Below are 14,811 nucleotides of genomic sequence, written 5' to 3' on the forward strand. Positions count from 1 at the left end.
CAGCTACCGTACGAACCTCAAGGTCACCAACTGGAACGGGCGCAGCGAAAGTTCCGCTCCCAGGCCTGTTCCGGGCTTTCCGCCGGCAGTCTTGACCCCCGGTGCGTCGGCGGGACGCTCAAGCAGATCGGTCGCCTGGACCTTTTTGCCAGGGAAGTTCGCCTTCAGCGCGCCAGTGGACCGCTGCCCCAGGGACTCATAGAGCCGCACCACAACATCGCCTGAACCGTCTTCGGCCAGCTTGACGGCCTCAATGACAAGAGCGGGGTTGTCGACTGTGAACAGCGGCTCCACGTCGTGGGCACCCTTCACCATCCGCGGCACGAGGTTGGTGCGGTAGCCCTCCTCCACGGCCTCCGCGATCCCGGCACCGGGCCGGACGGTCACTGTCAGTTCGTGGTGGCCACGGTCCGCCGTCGGGTCCGGGAACTTGGGCGCGCGCAACAGCGAGAGGCGCACGTTCGTGGTGGTTCCGCCGTCGGACTCCCTGATGCTCCTGGTGACGTCGTGCCCGTACGTGGATGAGTTGGAAATGGCGACGCCGTACCCCGGTTCGGCGACGTGGATCCAGCGGTGCGCGCAGATCTCGAACTTCGCAGCCTCCCAGGAGGTGTTGACGTGGGTGGGCCGGAAGACGTGGCCGAACTGCGTCTCTGACGCAGAACGGTCCGCTTTGACGTCCAGCGGGAATCCCAACTTGAGCAGTTTCTCGCGCTCCTGCCAGTCAACGGCCGTGGTGATGCTCAGGGAGTCGCTGCCGGCTTCCAGCGTGATCCGCTGGGTCACCGGTGAGGAGCCCGCAACCCGTTCCACCACCACAACAGCGCTGGTGCCCGGGCGCTCAAGGCTGACAGCCTGTGTTTCCGTCAGGGCTGTGACGTTGCGGCGGTAGAACTCGTCGATGTCCCAGGCGTCCCATTCGTTCGGGGTATCCCGGTGGAGTTCGAGCAGGTTGCCGCGGGTTCCGGGAGCGATGGCGTCGCGGCCGGTGGCGTGGTCGGTGAGGGAGGCAAGCAGCCCATCAGAATCCACCACGGCCCTGATCACTCCGTTGTCCAGCACATAGCCGCCGTCGGCAGCGGTGGCCTGGACCGGTTCGCCGGGTGCCGCCGGTTCTGCCACGCCCAGGGCCGGGACCCCGTTCCGTGCATGGGGAGCCGCATTGAGCAGGAAGGTCCTTGATCCTTGACCCACCAACGCAGCGGCCGCCTGGCCGATCAGGGCTTCGAGTCCTTCGCTGATGGCAGCGTAGTTCCGCTCCGCGTCCTGGTGGACCCAGGCAATGGAACTGCCGGGCAGGATGTCGTGGAACTGGTGCAGCAGTACCAGCCTCCAAAGCCGCTTCAGTTCTTCAGCCGGATAGGCGAAGGCACCGGCGCTGCGGACGGCTGCGGTGGCGCACCAGAGTTCGGCCTCGCGGAGGAGGTGTTCGCTGCGCCGGTTGCCGCGCTTGGTCTGCGCCTGGCTGGTGTACGTCCCACGGTGGAGCTCCAGGTACATCTCGCCGGCCCAGACGGGCAGGGCGGTGTACTCTTCCTCCGCCTGGGTGAAGAAGCTTTCCGCGGAGCCCACCCGGACCTTGGGCGAGCCTTCGAGGTCCGCGGCCCGGTGGGCGGCTGCCAGCATTTCACGCGTGGGCCCGCCGCCGCCGTCGCCATAGCCGAACGGCACCAGGGAGGTGGTGCCTCTCCCGTGGTCGCGGTAGTTCCGCTCTGCGTGGGCGAGGTCGCGCGCGCTCAGTTCGGAGTTGTACGTGTCCACCGGCGGGAAGTGCGTGAAGAGCCGGGTGCCGTCGATGCCTTCCCAGTTGAAGGTGTGGTGCGGCATCCGGTTGATCTGGTTCCACGAGATCTTCTGGGTGAGGAACCAGCGGCTGCCGGCCGATTTGACGATCTGCGGCAGGGCGGCGGAGTAGCCGAAGGAGTCCGGCAGCCACGCCTCCCGGCATTCAACGCCGAACTCGTCCAGGAAGAAGTTCTTGCCCTCGACGAACTGCCGGGCCATCGCTTCACCGCCGGGCAGGTTGGTGTCTGATTCCACCCACATGCCGCCCACCGGGACGAACTGGCCGGCTTTGACCTTCTCGCGGATGCGGCCGAAGAGCTCAGGATAGAACTCCTTCATCCAGGCAAACTGCTGGGCGGACGAGCACGAGAACACGAACCCCGGGTCCTCATCCATCAGCGCCACCACGTTGGAGAACGTCCTGGCGCACTTGCGGATGGTCTCGCGCACGGGCCACAGCCAGGCGGAGTCGATATGGGCGTGGCCGGTGGCCACGAGCTGGTGCGCAGACGCATATGCGGGCCGCGACAGGACTTCCGCCAGGGCCTCGCGTCCGGCGGCTGCGGTACCGGCGACGTCGTCGGGATCCATCCGGTCCATCATCCGTTCCAGCGCACGAAGGATCTCGTGGCGGCGGGGCAGCTCGGTGGGGAGCTCGTGCATCAGCCCGGCGATGGTCCGGATGTCCTGCTGGAGCTCCCAGACGTTCTGGTTCAGTTCGGCAATGGCGATGGTGCCCAGCCGGTACTGCGGTGCCGTACCGGCCGTTGCCTTGTCCCCGTAGGGTGTGGCGGCGAAGGTCCAGCCCTGGGCAACATCGGGGTTGGCCGCGGCTTCGACGTAGAAGTCAACGGCCATGCCGCTGCCCAGCAGTTTCAGCGGGATGTACTGGTTCCGCGGTGAAATGGCTTTGATGATGGTGCCGTCGGGGCGCCAGGCAATTCCTTCGCACTGGAAACCCGGCGCTTCCGTGGTGAATCCGATGTCGGCAACGATTTCCACATCGGTGTCCGGGCCGGTGCCCCAGCCCTCCGGCACGTCCCCTTGCAGGCGAAGCCATTTGGTACCCCAGGGCTTGCCCCAGGCGGCTCCGTGTTCCTGTGGCAGGAAGTCATGGCGCAGGGCCTCCATCACGGAGACAGGTTCGTCCGGCGCATCCCAGCTGCTCAGCTTCAGCGGAATGCTGCGGGTGTAAACGGCGGGATTGATCCGCTCACGGACAAACCGGTCCAGGCGGACTTCGGTGATCCGGCGGTTGTCATGCAATGTAAGCCCTCTTTAATGCTTGAACTGGAGTATTCAATCCGGACAAACCCGTCCAAACGATGGATAAAATCTACTGGCAAGTAGCCAATTAGCCAAGCGTCTCCATGACCCCGGGGTCCTTCCCGGCCGTCTTTATCCCGGAAGCTCTGCGGGAACCCGGACGTCCGGCAGCGTAATCCGGCCCTGCCCTGCGTAGATATTCAGGCTTACTCCGCGGCTGAACCCGGCCAGGGTGATCCCGCTGGCTTCCGCCAGTTCAACGGCCAGGCTTGACGGCGCACTGACGGCTGCCAGGACCGGGATGCCGGCCATGGCTGCTTTCTGGACGAGTTCAAACGATGCCCGGCCCGACACCTGCAGGATGAGCCCGGAAAGGGGAAGGAGCCGTTCCCGCAATGCCCAGCCCACCACCTTGTCGACGGCGTTGTGCCGGCCCACGTCCTCGCGGAGGCACAGGAGCTGCACGCCGCCGTCGCCGTCCACGCGGAAGAGGCCGGCCGCATGCACGCCGCCCGTGACGTCGAAAACAGCCTGGGCCTCACGGAGCCGCCCCGGAAGCGAGGCAAGGACGTCCGCCTGGACTGTCAACGGGTCGGTGGCCGGGCTGAAGTGGGAGGACTTGCGCACGGCATCAATCGAATCCGTGCCGCAGATACCGCATGAACTGGACGTGAAGACGTTCCGGCCCCTTTCCGGGAGCTGGACATCGGGGCGAAGCTGGGCCTCCACGACGTTGAAGGTCTGGACACCGTCCTCGTCCTCCCCCGCACAGAAACGCAGGGACACGAGCTGCTCGGCACTCCAGATGATCCCCTCGGATACAAGGAATCCGGCCACCAGGTCGAAGTCGTCCCCGGGCGTCCGCATGGTCACCGAAAACGACAGGTTGCCGAGCCTGATCTCAAGCGGTTCTTCGACGGCGAGCACGTCTTCGCGGTGCCGGACCGGAAATTCGAGGGCATTCGGCGAGCCGTCGAGAACGTACTTATGCACCTTGCGGCGCTGGGTCACGCGTCCCATCAGCTGACGGCCACCCTGTTTGCGGGAATCGGGCTGACGTTCCGGGTGTGGCTGGGGGTGTTCATAAGTCAATCATCGCACCACCGGCGCGGACGGCCCGGCCGGGGCGCTCAATCCAGCAGGGCACTCCAGTCAACCGGCCCGGCAGGCTTCGCAGGCTTCTTGCCGCGGGCACCGTCCGGGGCTCCCGCGGTGTCCCTGCCGGCCGCGCGCGAGGCAGTCCGGGCAGTCCTGCTCCTTGGTTTCGTGCCAGGCGGTTCGGGAGCGGGCACCGGCGGCCCCCAGGGAAGGGCGAATGCCGGTACCAGTTCGCCGAGCTGCACACCGTGCGGCGGCACCACCATGACACCGTGGGCCGAAGCCAGCCCGCGCATCATTCCCGGACCGGTGTGCCCCACCGGTGAGGCCATGCCATACAGGAGCCGGAAGGGCATCAGCCGGGTGCGGCCGGGTTCCGGCTCAAGGGTGGTTCCGCAGGGGACCTCCTGGACCGGCTGTAGTGAGCCGTGGCCCAGTGCCGCCAGCAGCGGTTCGCCCACCGTGGACAAGGCCATCATGGCCGCCAGGGGATTGCCGGGAAGCCCGAGGACAAACCGCCCGTCCGGGAGTTCTGCCAGGACTGCGGGGTGGCCAGGGCGCATGGCTATGCCGTCGATGATCAGCCTTCCACCCAGTTCAGCCACGGCCCGCCGAAGATGGTCCGTGGCGGATACGCCCGTACCGCCGGTGGTGATGACGACGTCGGCCGGCACAAAATCCTCACGCACGACGTCGGCAGCCAGGGATGCGGCGTCCGGCACCTCGGGTGCGAGGTCCTCCAAAGCTGCCAGCCAGTCACCGTAGGAGTCGCCGATTCTTTCCTGCCCGCCGTTGATGCCGCCCAGCATTCCGACCACGGCGGCGAGCTGCGGGCCGAAAGTATCCCGGACCTGGCCCGGAACGGGCAGCCCCTGCGCCACGACCTCCGACCCAGTCAGGAGCAGCTTCACCACGGGTTTGCCCTGGACCAGCAGGTCGTCGTGCCCGGCCAGCGCAGCCACAGCAAGATGGGCCGGATTCAAGACCGCACCGGCTTTGACCAGCACCTCCCCGGCCGGCGCTTCCTCGCCCGCCTTCCGGATGTGCTGGCCGTTCCTGGGCTCCCCGGGGCGGGCGGTTCCGCCGGTCAGCAGGAGCGGCAGGCCGTCGTCGTCAGTGCCCAGCACGGCGCTTTCGCTCCGCAGGACCGCTTTGGCTCCCGGCGGGATCAGTCCGCCGGTGACGATGGGGCTCGCCTGATGCGGCGCCAGCCGCTGGCCGGGCTCAGCGACGATCCATGGACCGCTGCCGTTGACGGCCCAGCCGTCCATGGCGGACGACGCGTAGTGCGGCATGTCATGAAGTGCCGTGATGTCCCCGGCCAGGACCCGGCCCAGGGCCTGTGCGAGGGGAACGCGGCCTGGAGGGATGGGCGTGGCGGCGTCGAAGGCAGCTTTCCGCGCCTCTTCCCACGTATGGTCCAGGTGCTTTGCCGGAAGGTGCTCGTCCGGACTTTCGGGTGAGTCGCCGGGGGCGGCGGTCATTCGACAGGAGTCATTCGACGGGCGTCCCTGCGGACTCGCCGTCATAATCTTTGGCCAGCGAACGGGCGAGGTCCATGGCAGAGGTCATGGACACGGCGTCCGTGGCCTGTCCCGATCCCGCGGCCAGGCCGGCCGCAAAACCTGCGATAAAGGTCGTCAGCGGAGCGGCGGGGCGCACCACTGAGTGCGCCGCCACCCCGGCCAGCGACAGAATCGCGTTGACGTCTATCTGGACGTCCTCAAGTTCATAGGCCTGGAGCAGTGCCCGGCACCACTCTTCCAGTGTCTCGTCCTGGCTTTTCACGCTCTGCCTCCCAAATCATCCGCGGCCGCGTTTCCCTGCGGACCACCCAGGGGTTCTTCACCGGCCACTCCAAGTGCGGCGGCATCGTCCCAGGTGTCCACGTCAGCTGTGGAGCCCGCCGGGACGGCAACAAGCTGCACGTCCAGACTAGCAAGGAGTGCAGTGACTGAAGCGTTGGTTAAACCTCCGGCCGCGGCACGCTCAGCCACGGCCCGTTGTAGCGCAGCCGTGCTATAAAAACCGACGAGGGGCTGGCGTCGGCCGTCCTCGGAGACAGCCACCACCCCGTCCGGTGGCGGAACCTGTCCCGCGGTGGCCATGGCAGCCTTGAGCGCCGCCACAGCCAGCCCCACGTTGGGCATGTCACAGGCCAGGACCAGGGTGAAAGGGGGACGTTTCCCGCCCGCGTCTGCCAGCCCTGCGAGGCCGGCACCAATGGCGGCGGCAGGGCCGCCGAAGGGAGGCTCTTCACGGCAGCTGAACAACCCCGCCGGTACTGTGCCGGTGTCCGGACCAACCACGACGGCGGCCCGGGCGCCCCGTGTAGCGGCGGCCGAACGGCGCAGGAGGGAGTCGCCGTCGTACATCAGACTCTGCTTGGGCACGCCTCCCAGCCGCGAAGAACGGCCTCCGGCGAGGATGACGGCATCAAAGTCCAGGGGGTCAGGATCCACAGCTCCAGCCTAACCGTGCTGCTGGTTCCACGGCAGCCCATCGGACGTCGGGCTGCCGCATCCGCTTCGGCAGGGGAGGTCAGGCCGCCCGTTCGGGCAGCAGGAAAGGGTCCCAGGCGGGCGTAGGCTTTTCCAGCTCCTTAATCTGCCAGATGGTGCCGTGCGGCGGCTCGGGGACAAACCTCAGCTTCCACCCCATTTCAGAGGGGGTGTGGTCACCCTTGGTGTTGTTGCAGCGGAGGCACGCAGCCACGAGGTTTTCCCAGGAGTCCGCACCGCCACGTGACTTGGGCTGGACGTGGTCGATGGTGTGGGCAGCCTTGCCGCAGTAGGCGCACCGGTGGCCATCCCGCCGCAGTACCCCGCGGCGGCTCACCGCAGTGCTGTGGTTGTATCTGGGGCGGATGTAGCGGTTCAGGAGAATCACGGACGGGCGGCCCAAAATCTCCTGCGGCCCCACCACGGGGTCCTCGCCTTCCGCAACAACACTCGCCTTGCCTGTGAGCACAAGGACCAGCGCCCGGCGGAAGGTGATCACCGCCAGCGGTTCATATCCAGCATTCAGAACGAGAGTGCGCATGCACTTACCTCTTTGTGGCCGCACCCGTCAGGGGCACGAGGGCCGGCTGCCCCCGGCATATCCGGGCTATGGATCGACACCACAAGAGTAAACAAAGAAACCCTGGATCAACTAATCGTCGCCCACGGGAGAACTGCCGTGTCGGGTGGCGGCTCACCTGGCACCGGTTACAGGTCACTGTCCGGGATCAATGTCCGGGGCCCCCGGGGACAGCGAGCCCGGGGCGTCCAAGGACAGCAGACCGGCGCGCCCTGGGAAAGCATCCCGCGGCGTCCGGAGACAGCAAAGGACCCCCGCCGGCTGGCGGGGGTCCTTTGGGGCTGAATCAGCTGCTAGGAAACGCGGATGAAGACCGGTCCGGAGCCAACGTTGGCGCTGAAGACAACGGTCTGGTTGCCGTTGTAGCCGCCATGCACTGCCTGGCCGTTGCCGGCATAGACAGCAATGTGGGCAACGCCCGCGCCGCCGTCGGCGTAGTAGATCAGGTCGCCCGGCTGAGCCTCGGCGGCACTCACGGTGCGGCCCAGGCCCAGGTAGCCGGCAGGCCAGTCGTGGAAGTTGATTCCCACGGCGGCCAGCGAGTTGGTCACCAGCATGGTGCAGTCCTGCATGACACCCAGCTGTGCGTAGGCAGCGGAGAGGATTGCCGCGCCCTTGCCGCTGGCAGCAACCGGGGCCGGGGCGGCCGGAGCCGAAGCGGTGGTCACCTTCACAGCAGCGGCACGGGCCGGAGCGGCAGCCGGCGCCGCAACCGGAGCTGCCTGCACCTCGACTTCGGGCTCGGGTGCCTCGACCACGGGGGCCGGCGTCGTGGTGACTGCAGGCTTCTCGTAGGAAATGGCGATGGTCGACTCAGCCGAAATAACGGCGGGGGCGGAAACCTCAACCTCAAGGTTAGAGGCCGAAACCCCTTCATGCTGAACGCTGGTGTCGGCAGCGTTGGCTGCGATACCGCTGGTCAGGACCAGGCCGGAAGCAGCAGCGATAACCGCTGCCTGACGGCCCATGCCGCCGGCGTTGTCGCCGACAGCCTTGGCAATGACAGCCAGCGAGTTGGTCTTGGTGGTGACCTCGGCGCGGTGCCGTGCAGAAGTTGCACGAGTAGTCATTAATTTTCTCTCTTTCGATTTCCTCAGGACCGCGTGGCAGGCCAGGGGCTTTGGACGTGCCGGCATCTTGGGGGTACGCCGGCACGTCCCGAACGGGGATTTAGCGAAAAGGTCCAGGCCGGCACACGGTTCCGGCAGCGCGAGGGCTGCAGGAACCGGTGCCCGGCAGGAACCGGGGCGCGGAAGGAACTACTGCGCCAGGGTGAAGAAGGAAGAGGTGCCCGTGGAGGCAGCTGAGTGGAGCAGCGTTCCCTGTGAGGGGTTCAGCGCGCTGATCATCATGCCGTTGCCAACGTAGATGCCAACGTGAGCGCCACCGTTCTGCATGACCAGGTCACCGGGGACGGGGGTGGAGGTCGGCTTCATAGCCGTCCAGGCGTTCACCCGGGGAATGCTGATCCCGGCCTGGGCGTAGACCCACTGCGTGAACCCGGAGCAGTCCCAGCCGCTGGGAGTGGTGCCGCCCCAGACGTAGGGGTGGCCGATGCCGGTGTAGGCAATGGCGGCCAGACCGGATGCGGCTGCAGAGGAGACGGCGCCGGCGAGCTTGTCGGCGGCCTTTTCCGTTGCCCCGGCACCCTGTGCGGCGGTTTCGGCTGCAGTTGACAGCGCACGGACTCTTTCGATCTTCGGCGCGGCGGTGGTCTTGACCACCGGGCGTTCGAACGAAACAGTGGCCGTGGGAGCGGCAGTGACGGCCAGTGCAGACTGAGCTGACCCGGACTCGGTGGATGCGGACACGCCGGCGGTGGAATCCGCAGCGTTGGCCGGAAGCCCCATGGTCAGGATCAGACCTGACGCGGCTGCGATGACAGCAGCCTGGCGACCTACGGTCCCGGCATTGGCACTGACTGCCTTGGACACAGAGCCCAAGGGGTTGGTGCGAACCGTGTGCGCGCGGTGACGCGCAGAATTATGACGTGAAGACACGAAGGTAGCCTCTCCCAATGCCTGCGAGGTGAGCTGTCGGATTCGGATGGGAGTGCACCCGGCCGCGCTGCTTCCTGGGAAGCTTTGCGACTTAACCCCAAGGCCTTCAGAAATCGAAGACCAAAATTGGTTCCCCCGCCCCTGCCAGACGAATTCATGCGAACGGACCTTGAGCGGTGGCAGAGCTAGGCAATCCACTCAAGAACGTCAGCTTCGGAAAAGCTGGCGCGCTTTAGACGGTACAGGAGTTCTGAGCCAATGTCACATTCAGGTCACGGCATGTCACCTGAATCTGATAGTTGGCCATCATTTGGGTCAGAGCCAGCCGGTGGGGTCGACGACTTCGCCGTTGACCTGGACCTCGAAGTGGAGGTGGCAGCCGGTTGAGGCGCCCGTGGTGCCGCTGAGGGCCACGACGTCGCCGCGGCTGACCGTCTGGCCCATCTTGACGCTCGCCGAGGAGAGGTGGTTGTACGTGGTTTCGAGGCCGTTCCCGTGATCCACCACGACGCGGTTGCCGCCGCCGTACTGGTGCCACCCCACGAACGTCACGGTGCCGCTGGCGGCGGCCATGACAGGAGTTCCGCACTGGGCAACAAAGTCCTGGCCCCGGTGGAAGTCGCCGGCACCGCCGGTGATGGGGCTTACGCGGAAGCCGAACGGTGAGGCTGTGGTCAGTTGGGCCAGGGGCGCACCCAGGCTTCCGGCGGAGGCTGCGCGGGTGATGGACCCTGCGGACTGGGCGCTCAGCAGCTGCTTCAGCTTCCCGTCGGGATCGCCCTTCGTCACTACCGAGGAGCGGCTGAAGTCAATCTGCGCACCGGCGGCGGCCGAGATTTCGGGCTGCGGGGCGGCGGAGACAGCTGATGCAGGCTGCCCCGGCTCCTGCTGGGCCATGACCGGGCTGGTGGCCGGAACGGTAACGGTGAGCACAAGTCCCGTTGCAGCGAGGGCTATTCCGGCCTTTTGGCCGATGCCGCTGGCGGCTGCGAAATCCGTAATTTGCCGGAAGGGTCCACGCCGGCGGCGCGCTTCGCGCTGGGAATCGCGTGGCCTGTCGGCCGTAAAAACCTCGGCCGGACGCGGCACCGAGGCGGGGCCCGCAGCGCGACGGCGGCCCCTGGAGTATTGCGTGGTCAAGAATGTTCCTCTCTGGATAGCCTGCGAAGTTAGCTGTCGGATTCGGGTCAGAGAGTTCAAAGACCCGGTCCGCCGTGACAAGCACTTTGGCGCAGAAATATCCCGTGAGGATTCTTCATTGGAAGAGGCTTGCTGCTGACGGACTTCACCCCAAGGCAGCCTTGCGACTGCCGGTTGTGGTTCCCCCGCCTCTGCCAGTTAGTGACTCGTGCACCTGATCCGCTGGCAGAGCTCGGCTCCGGATCAGGTAACGCTTTTGTATCGACGTTCTGTGAAAACTATAAATGATTAAGTCGGACAGTAACAATTCCGTTATCTTTGCAGAACGGCGCTTACTGCGCTAGTGGCACGCCAGTCCAGGCTTGCCCGTGCCGGAAACCCGGAGCGCTCAGCAACCCGGAGGGTCAGCCGACTGAAACGAACACGTGCGCAGCGACTTCCGGGGGCAGCTCCAACGCCCCCTCGATACCGGGCACACGGACGGAAATGTACTCCCCTACGCGCTCCAGCGTGACCGAAGCGCCAGGCCGGATGCCGCCCTCATCCAGCTGGATCAGCAGTTCCGGCTCCACCTGGATGGGCTCTGCGAGGCGGCTGACCAACACGTTCGAGTCCGGGCCGTAGCCCTGCATGGCTTCAAGGAGATTAATCACACCGTCGTCAAGGAGTGAGGCGGGCGCTCCGCCCAGGGCGGCCAGCCCGGGGATGGGGTTGCCGTAGGGCGACTGTGTGGGATGGTTCAGCAGTTCGTAGATGCGGCGTTCGACCCGCTCGCTCATCACGTGCTCCCACCGGCAGGCTTCATCATGGACGTAGGCCCAGTCCAGGCCGATCACATCGGCGAGCAGGCGTTCTGCGAGGCGGTGCTTGCGCATGACTTCGGTGGCCCGCTTGCGTCCGGTCTCCGTCAGTTCCAGGTGACGGTCCCCCGAGACCACAACCAGCCCGTCCCGTTCCATCCGGCCGATGGTCTGGGACACCGTGGGCCCCGAGTGACGCAGCCGCTCGGCAATGCGCGCACGAAGAGCAACGATGTTCTCTTCCTCAAGCTCCAAAATGGTCCGAAGATACATCTCCGTGGTATCAATCAGATCCGTCATCCAGCTCAGCTCCTCGAGCGCAGTACCTTGCGTTGTCCCACCGTATCGCGTCCGGCGCAGCGGCGAGGTCCGGTGAAAAGCTTAGCCTATTTTGAATTTGTCCGGATAATTCCGGGCGGCCGCACGGCGGGGCTTCCTGTCTCATTGACTGGACTATGACGGCGCCGGTTCGGCGCCAAATAGCCGGTTCAGGCAGAATAAAAGGGGCCCTTCGTGCAGTCACTGCCGGCCACCCCACCGTCCTTCGGACATGAGTCATGTCAACGCCGAAATTTGGAGCCACTGTGAGCGAAACCAGCATCACTATTCCTGCCGACCTCCTGCCAAAGGACGGACGGTTCGGCGCAGGCCCCTCCAAGGTCAGGCCCGAACAGATCGAAGCACTCGCGGCGGCCTCCAGGACCATTCTGGGCACCTCACACCGTCAGGCGCCGGTGAAGAACCTCGTGGGGTCCGTCCGCGAGGGGCTGAGCCGGTTCTTCCGCGCCCCCGAGGGCTATGAGGTCGTCCTGGGCGTCGGCGGCTCCACCGCTTTCTGGGATATCGCCAGCTTCGGCCTGGTGGAGAAGAAGGCCCAGCACCTCTCCTTCGGCGAGTTCGGCTCCAAGTTCGCCTCCGCCACCAACAAGGCCCCGTTCCTGGAAGCCTCCTCCATCATCACGTCCGACCCCGGAACCCGCCCGGCAGCCCAGGCTGAAGCCGGAGTGGATGTCTATGCCTGGCCGCAGAACGAGACCTCCACGGGTGTGGCGGCACCGGTCAAGCGCGTCGAAGGCGCAGACTCCGGTTCACTGGTCCTGGTTGACGCCACCTCCGCGGCAGGCGGCCTGGACGTTGATGTTGCCGAGTCCGATGTCTACTACTTCGCGCCGCAGAAGAACTTTGCGTCCGACGGCGGCCTGTGGCTGGGGCTGTTCTCCCCGGCCGCGCTGGAACGTGCGGCCAGGATCAAGGCCACGGACCGCTGGATCCCTGACTTCCTGGACCTGCAGACGGCGATCGAGAACTCCAGGCTGAACCAGACCTACAACACGCCGTCGCTCTCCACCCTGGTGACGCTCGACGCGCAGGTGCAGTGGCTGAACGCCAGCGGCGGCCTGGACTTCGCCGCGGCACGCACCGCGGACTCCGCCGGCAGGATCTACAGCTGGGCCGAGGCTTCGGACTTCGCCACACCTTTTGTGGCCAAGGCCGAAGAGCGCTCCAACGTCATCGCCACCATCGACTTTGACGACTCCATCGATGCCGCCGCGATCGCCAAGGTGCTGCGGGCAAACGGCGTCGTGGACACCGAGCCCTACCGGAAGCTGGGCCGCAACCAGCTCCGGATTGCCACGTTCGTGGCCATTGACCCGGACGACGTCTCCGCGCTGCTGGCCAGCATCGACTTCGTCGTGGGCGAACTCCGCAAGTAGCGAACGCTTCAACGTCCGACGGCGTCGTCCGGGTTTTGCTCCCGGTCGGCGCCGTTTGCCGTGTCCCCCGGGCTGGCAACGTCGCCCAGGCGGGATACCACCCGGAAATGGCGCAGACCGCGGGCGCGCCGGTTGAACGCGATCCTCAACTGCTGGGCACGGATGATCCACACCAGTCCGATCAGCGCGGCGATGATCCCTGATGCGGCTGCAACCGCAAGCGCCCACCGGGCACCGGCAACGTTCGCAACCCAGCCCACCAGTGGCGCCCCGATGGGGGTGCCGCCCATGAAGATGGCCATATAGAGGGCCATGACCCGGCCGCGCATCACAGGATCGGTGGTGGTCTGGACGTAGCCGTTGGCACTGGTCATCATGGTGATCGCGAACAGGCCAACGGGGACCAAAGCAACGCCGAACCAGAAGTAGTCGGGGGCCAGGGCGGCCAGCCCGGAGGTCACTCCAAAGGCAGCCGAAGCACCGAAGATCATCCGCAGCCGGGGTTTGCCGCGGCCTGCGGAGAGCAGTGCGCCGGCCACCGAGCCGATGGCCATGATGGAGTTCATCAGCCCGAACTCATCAGCGTCCAGCCCGAATTCCGTGCCCACCATGGCCGCGATGAACAGCACGAAGTTGAGCCCGAGCGTTCCCACAATGAAGACAGCCACCAGCACCACCACGAGGTCCGGACGGTAGCGGACGTAGTGCAGGCCCTCGCGGATCCGGCCCTTTCCGGCAGCCGCGCGGGGAAGCCGGCGCAAGGACGCCGACGGGATCTTCCACAGGCTCAGGAGCATCGCCAGGAACGTGGCGGTATTGATGAGGAACACCCAGCCCGGGCCGACCGCCACGGTCAGCAGTCCGGCAACTGCCGGCCCGATCATGCGGGCAACGTTGAACGAAGCGCTGTTCAGTGCCACGGCGTTGGGCAGGTAGTCATCCCGGACGAGCTCTGAAACAAACGTCTGCCGCACTGGAGCATCGAGCGCGGAGACCATGCCCAGCAGCAGGGCGAAGCCGTAGACATGCCATAACTGGCCTGCGCCGAGTACCACCACGACGCCCAGCCCGGTGCTGAGCAGAGCCATCGTCGACTGCGTTATCAGCAGCAGCTGCCGGCGGCTGTAGCGGTCCGCCACCAGCCCGGCTACCGGCGCCAGGAAGAGCTGGGGACCGAGCTGGAGCGCCATGGTGATGCCCATGGCGCCGGCGTCGTGGTCCGTAAGGTGGTCGAACACCAGCCAGTCCTGGGCGGTCCGCTGCATCCAGGTCCCGATGTTGGAGACCAGCGCGCCGAAGAACCAGATCCGGTAATTAAGGATGTGCAGGGATTTGAAGGTGGACATCAGGTCCGGCCTCCGTGGTGATCAACCCTGCCCGCAGACAAGCGCCTAGTCAGCCTCACCGGCGCGGTCGCCGTATTCCTCCTCGGGATCCGCGGTTTCTTCGTCCGGGTCAGCGGCGGGGGTGTCCCCGGCCGCCACAGCGGGTGACTCGTCGTCCTCGGCTTCGCGGGAATCCTCCGGACGGACACGCTCGGCCCACGGGACCCACTCCGGGGACAGGATGGAGTCCTCGGAGGGCAGCAGGCCAAGCTCACTGACCGTCACCACCTTGGACCGGGAGTTCCTGGTCAGGACCGCGTACCACTGCCAGCCCTGGTAGCCGGGCAGCTTTGATTCGAACAGATGCGTGACCAGGCGGTCGCCTTCGCTCTTGGCGGCCAGGTGCGCGCCGATGTCGGACGGCGCCGTGATGCCTTCGATCGCAGTGCGCGCTACATCGACGGCGGCGGCGAGGAAGACGTCCGGCTTGCCGGTCCGCCACACGGGGATGCCGGCGCGGCGTTTGGCGGCTGCCTGCTCAACGCGCGGGGAATCGGCTGCGGCCTGGTCCGGCTGTTCAGCTTCCGGGATCATCAACAGG

Annotated in this window: 13 protein-coding genes and 2 riboswitches; of the genes, 1 reads left to right on the forward strand and 12 read right to left on the reverse strand. The window is 66.2% G+C overall.

The genetic code is table 11. From position 1 onward, the window contains the following. Positions 1–3 precede the first annotated feature (3 nt). From ACS5PJ_RS11670 to ACS5PJ_RS11715, 10 genes are all read right to left on the reverse strand, one after another. Positions 4–3,051, reverse strand: a complete 3,048-nt coding sequence (locus tag ACS5PJ_RS11670; protein ID WP_439435049.1) for an alpha-mannosidase — start codon at positions 3,049–3,051, stop codon at positions 4–6. A 132-nt stretch (positions 3,052–3,183) separates the two neighbouring features. Next, on the reverse strand, positions 3,184–4,071 hold the full coding sequence (gene fdhD, locus ACS5PJ_RS11675) for a formate dehydrogenase accessory sulfurtransferase FdhD (protein ID WP_439435050.1): 888 nt from the start codon (positions 4,069–4,071) through the stop codon (positions 3,184–3,186). A 110-nt stretch (positions 4,072–4,181) separates the two neighbouring features. Further along, positions 4,182–5,633, reverse strand: coding sequence for a molybdopterin molybdotransferase MoeA (locus ACS5PJ_RS11680; RefSeq protein WP_439435051.1), 1,452 nt, complete (start codon positions 5,631–5,633; stop codon positions 4,182–4,184). Between the two features lie 10 nt (positions 5,634–5,643). Further along, entirely contained in the window at positions 5,644–5,937 is a 294-nt protein-coding gene (locus ACS5PJ_RS11685; protein WP_439435052.1) for a DUF6457 domain-containing protein, read from the reverse strand. Then, positions 5,934–6,611 carry a molybdenum cofactor guanylyltransferase gene (mobA, locus tag ACS5PJ_RS11690; RefSeq protein ID WP_439435053.1) on the reverse strand — a complete coding sequence of 226 codons (678 nt, stop codon included), beginning with the start codon at positions 6,609–6,611 and terminating at the stop codon, positions 5,934–5,936. The genes ACS5PJ_RS11685 and mobA overlap by 4 nt, the downstream gene beginning before the upstream one ends. Before the next feature lie 79 nt (positions 6,612–6,690). Beyond that, positions 6,691–7,191 (reverse strand): HNH endonuclease, encoded by a 501-nt coding sequence (locus tag ACS5PJ_RS11695; protein ID WP_354146669.1) that lies wholly within the window; start codon positions 7,189–7,191, stop codon positions 6,691–6,693. 332 nt (positions 7,192–7,523) lie between these two features. Further along, on the reverse strand, positions 7,524–8,300 hold the full coding sequence (locus ACS5PJ_RS11700) for an NlpC/P60 family protein (RefSeq protein ID WP_439435054.1): 777 nt from the start codon (positions 8,298–8,300) through the stop codon (positions 7,524–7,526). Between the two features lie 189 nt (positions 8,301–8,489). After that, positions 8,490–9,164: a C40 family peptidase gene (locus tag ACS5PJ_RS11705; RefSeq protein ID WP_439435125.1), complete on the reverse strand. Its 675-nt coding sequence runs from the start codon at positions 9,162–9,164 to the stop codon at positions 8,490–8,492. Positions 9,165–9,234: 70 nt separating this feature from the next. Beyond that, positions 9,235–9,401, reverse strand: a riboswitch (cyclic di-AMP (ydaO/yuaA leader). 144 nt (positions 9,402–9,545) lie between these two features. Further along, entirely contained in the window at positions 9,546–10,370 is an 825-nt protein-coding gene (locus ACS5PJ_RS11710) for a M23 family metallopeptidase (protein ID WP_439435055.1), read from the reverse strand. A 3-nt stretch (positions 10,371–10,373) separates the two neighbouring features. Then, positions 10,374–10,593: riboswitch (cyclic di-AMP (ydaO/yuaA leader) on the reverse strand. A gap of 181 nt (positions 10,594–10,774) precedes the next feature. Further along, positions 10,775–11,470 (reverse strand): iron-dependent transcriptional repressor DtxR, encoded by a 696-nt coding sequence (locus ACS5PJ_RS11715; RefSeq protein WP_439435056.1) that lies wholly within the window; start codon positions 11,468–11,470, stop codon positions 10,775–10,777. A 284-nt stretch (positions 11,471–11,754) separates the two neighbouring features. On the opposite strand from ACS5PJ_RS11715, the gene serC reads away from it, so the two are divergent. Then, entirely contained in the window at positions 11,755–12,885 is a 1,131-nt protein-coding gene (gene serC / locus ACS5PJ_RS11720; protein WP_439435057.1) for a phosphoserine transaminase, read from the forward strand. Between the two features lie 8 nt (positions 12,886–12,893). Here serC and ACS5PJ_RS11725 read toward each other — a convergent pair whose 3' ends face one another. Together ACS5PJ_RS11725 and ACS5PJ_RS11730 are read right to left on the reverse strand one after the other, a co-directional pair. Continuing rightward, entirely contained in the window at positions 12,894–14,231 is a 1,338-nt protein-coding gene (locus tag ACS5PJ_RS11725) for an MFS transporter (protein ID WP_439435058.1), read from the reverse strand. A 45-nt stretch (positions 14,232–14,276) separates the two neighbouring features. Next, complete coding sequence (locus ACS5PJ_RS11730; RefSeq protein ID WP_439435059.1) at positions 14,277–14,804, reverse strand: DUF3027 domain-containing protein; 528 nt, start codon at positions 14,802–14,804, stop codon at positions 14,277–14,279. Positions 14,805–14,811 lie beyond the last annotated feature (7 nt).

Source organism: Pseudarthrobacter cremeus (assembly GCF_051857465.1).
Taxonomy (GTDB): Bacteria; Actinomycetota; Actinomycetes; order Actinomycetales; family Micrococcaceae; genus Arthrobacter.

What these genes read in the sequence shown, in the direction of transcription:
- fdhD (WP_439435050.1), bottom strand. Translation starts at nt 4,071, where the DNA reads ATGGGACGCGTGACCCAGCGCCGCAAGGTGCATAAGTACGTTCTCGAC.
- ACS5PJ_RS11680 (WP_439435051.1), bottom strand. Translation starts at nt 5,633, where the DNA reads ATGACCGCCGCCCCCGGCGACTCACCCGAAAGTCCGGACGAGCACCTT.
- ACS5PJ_RS11695 (WP_354146669.1), bottom strand. Translation starts at nt 7,191, where the DNA reads ATGCGCACTCTCGTTCTGAATGCTGGATATGAACCGCTGGCGGTGATC.
- ACS5PJ_RS11700 (WP_439435054.1), bottom strand. Translation starts at nt 8,300, where the DNA reads ATGACTACTCGTGCAACTTCTGCACGGCACCGCGCCGAGGTCACCACC.
- ACS5PJ_RS11715 (WP_439435056.1), bottom strand. Translation starts at nt 11,470, where the DNA reads ATGACGGATCTGATTGATACCACGGAGATGTATCTTCGGACCATTTTG.
- ACS5PJ_RS11725 (WP_439435058.1), bottom strand. Translation starts at nt 14,231, where the DNA reads ATGTCCACCTTCAAATCCCTGCACATCCTTAATTACCGGATCTGGTTC.
- ACS5PJ_RS11730 (WP_439435059.1), bottom strand. Translation starts at nt 14,804, where the DNA reads ATGATCCCGGAAGCTGAACAGCCGGACCAGGCCGCAGCCGATTCCCCG.